This window comes from Bradyrhizobium sp. (assembly GCF_016462955.1).
Taxonomy (GTDB): Bacteria; Pseudomonadota; Alphaproteobacteria; order Rhizobiales; family Xanthobacteraceae; genus Bradyrhizobium.
On record NZ_JAEMSD010000710.1, the window covers coordinates 1 to 2,750 of the forward strand.

The following is a 2,750-nucleotide window of genomic DNA, read 5'->3' on the forward strand; positions in this document are numbered from 1 at the left end:
CTCGGCATCGGTGCGCTTGTGGGCGTCGATCTCCTGGATCAGCAGCGTGGTTTGCCGCCGCGTCTCGGCCTCGGCGGCGCGACGGCTCTGCTGCGCCAGCACGAACAGCCACGCGACCACGCCGATGATGATGCTGAGCGAGAAGAACACCTTCCAGAGCACGTCGGAAACGATCGCGTTGTCGCCATGCACGCTCGCCGACGTCTGCAGATAGATCAGGCCCAGCACCAGCGCGACGAGGCCGGCGGAGACCACGAACACGCCGATATAGTGGCCGAGCTGCGAGTTGATGCGGGCGTAGATCGGCTGTGGCATCAGTCTGCCCAGCGTCTCCGACACCTGCGCCTGGATTCGTGCATGCGGCTTGCAGAGATCGTGACAGCGCGCATCCAGCGAACAGCACAAGGAGCAGATTGGACCGGCGTAAGCGGGGCAGGAGGCCATGTCCTCAGGCTCGAACGAATGCTCGCAGATGCAGCACTGGATCGCTTCGAGGTTCTGCCAGCTCCGCTTCGGCTTGCGCGCGATGTAGTACTTGCCGTCCGTGGCCCAGGCAATCAACGGCGCGGTGAGGAAGGCTACTGCGAGCGCGATGAAGGCCGATAGCGCCTTCGCGGTAGGTCCGAACAGGCCGTAGAAGGCGCTGATGGAGACGATGGTTGCGATCGTCATGGCGCCGACGCCGACCGGATTGACGTCGTAGAGATGTGCGCGCTTGAACTCGATCTGCTGCGGCCGCAATCCAAGCGGCTTGTTGACGACGAGATCGGCCACCAGCGCGCCGACCCACGCGATCGCGACGTTGGAATAAAGCGCGAGCGTCTGCTCCAGCGCCTTGTAGACGCCGATCTCCATCAGCAGCAGCGCCACGATGACGTTGAAGACCAGCCACACCACGCGCCCTGGATGGCTGTGGGTCAGGCGCGAGAAGAAGTTCGACCAGGCGATCGAGCCGGCATAGGCGTTGGTGACGTTGATCTTCACCTGCGACAGGATGACGAAGGTGCCGGTCAACGCCAGCGCGAGCTCGGGCTGCGACAGCACGTATCGGAACGCTTCGAGATACATATGCGCCGGCTCGGCTGCCTCCTCGGGCGGCACGCCGTGGCTGAGCGCGAAGAAGGCGAGAAACGAGCCTGCCAGGAGCTTCAGCGCGCCGAGCACGATCCAGCCCGGTCCTGCGCTCATCATCGCCACCCACCAGGAGATCCTGGAGGCGCGACGGTCGCGCGGCAGGAATCGCAGGAAGTCGACCTGTTCGCCGATCTGCGCGACCAGCGAGAACACCACCGAGGCTGCGACGCCGAACAGCAACAGGTCGAAATGCCCGGTGAGATCGCCGTGCTCGCCCGAAAACTTGCGCCATTCCGTGAATGAGTTCGGGTTGTGCCAGGCGATCGCGGCAAACGGAATGATGTGAAGGATCACCCACAGGGGCTGCGTCCACAACTGGAACCGGCTGATCAGCGTGATGCCGTAGGCCACCAGCGGGATGATGACGACGGCGCTGATGAGATAGCCGATCGGACGCGGGATCCCGAAGCACATCTCGAGCGCGGACGCCATGATCACGGCTTCGATCGCGAAGAAGATGAAGGTGAAGGAGGCGTAGATCAGCGAGGTCACCGTCGAGCCGATGTAGCCGAAGCCGGCGCCCCGCGTGAGCAGGTCGATGTCGATGCCACATTTAGCGGCATAATAGGCGATCGGCACCCCACAGCAGAAGATGATGAGGGAGACCACGAGGATCGCGGCAGTCGCGTTGGTGACCCCATAGTTCAGCGTAATGGTGCCGCCGATCGCCTCCATTGCCAGGAACGAGATCGCGCCCAGCGCGGTGTTGGCGACCCGGGCGGCCGACCAGCGCCGCGCGCTCTTCGCGGTGAAGCGCAGCGCATAGTCTTCCAGCGTCTGGTTGGCGACCCATTGGTTGTACTGGCGCCTGACGCGGTCTATTCGCTGCCGCCCTGCCACGCTTTACCCCACTTCCGATACCGGCCCGGAGCCCTCGCAATTTCCGTACCAAAAGCCTACGTCGGCATTTTGCGGTGCAGTATACGCGATCTTGCGTATGCTTCGGCCGCCCAAATCCGAGCCATCCTCACGACACCAATCGCGTGTTCTCGAACAAAAAGTGGGGGTGCTCATGTCGGACGAAGCAAACAAGGGCGTATTGTCGCCGCTTCGGCGCAAATTATTGCTGGGGATGGCCGCCGTGCCGGCCATGACGATGCTGCCGCGGGGATCATTTGCGCAGGCCCCGGCGACCTCGGCGGTCAACACCACGGGTCTCGCCGTCACCGACACCGAAGTGACGGTCGGCATCCTGCATTCGGCGACCGGCACCATGGCCATCTCCGAGACCGGCTCGATCCAGGCCGAAAAGCTAGCGATCGAGCAGATCAACGCGGCGGGCGGCGTGCTCGGCCGCAAGATCAAGTTCATCCAGGAGGACGGCGCATCCGACTGGCCGACCTTCGCCGAGAAGGCCAAGAAGCTCCTCGTCAACGACCATTGCGCCGCCGTGATGGGCTGCTGGACCTCCGCCTCGCGCAAGGCCGCGCTGCCGGTGTTCGAGCAGTATAATGGGCTGCTCTACTACCCGACCTTCTACGAGGGCCTCGAGCAGTCCAAGAACGTCATCTATACCGGCCAGGAGGCGACGCAGCAGATCCTCGCCAGCCTCGACTGGGTGGCGAAGGAGAAGGACGCCAAGACCTTCTTCTTTATCGGCTCGGACTATATCTGGC

General features: G+C 63.4%; 1 protein-coding gene and 1 pseudogene. One reads left to right on the plus strand and one right to left on the minus strand.

Translation table 11 applies throughout. From position 1 onward, the window contains the following. A pseudogene (locus tag JHD07_RS37235) lies at window positions 1-1,974 on the minus strand (hybrid sensor histidine kinase/response regulator); the annotation flags it as partial. 172 nt (window positions 1,975-2,146) lie between these two features. Between JHD07_RS37235 and JHD07_RS37240 the strand changes: the two are divergent. Beyond that, window positions 2,147-2,750, plus strand: a 604-nt coding sequence (locus JHD07_RS37240) for a transporter substrate-binding protein (RefSeq protein WP_291631262.1), incomplete at its 3' end; no start/stop codon positions are given.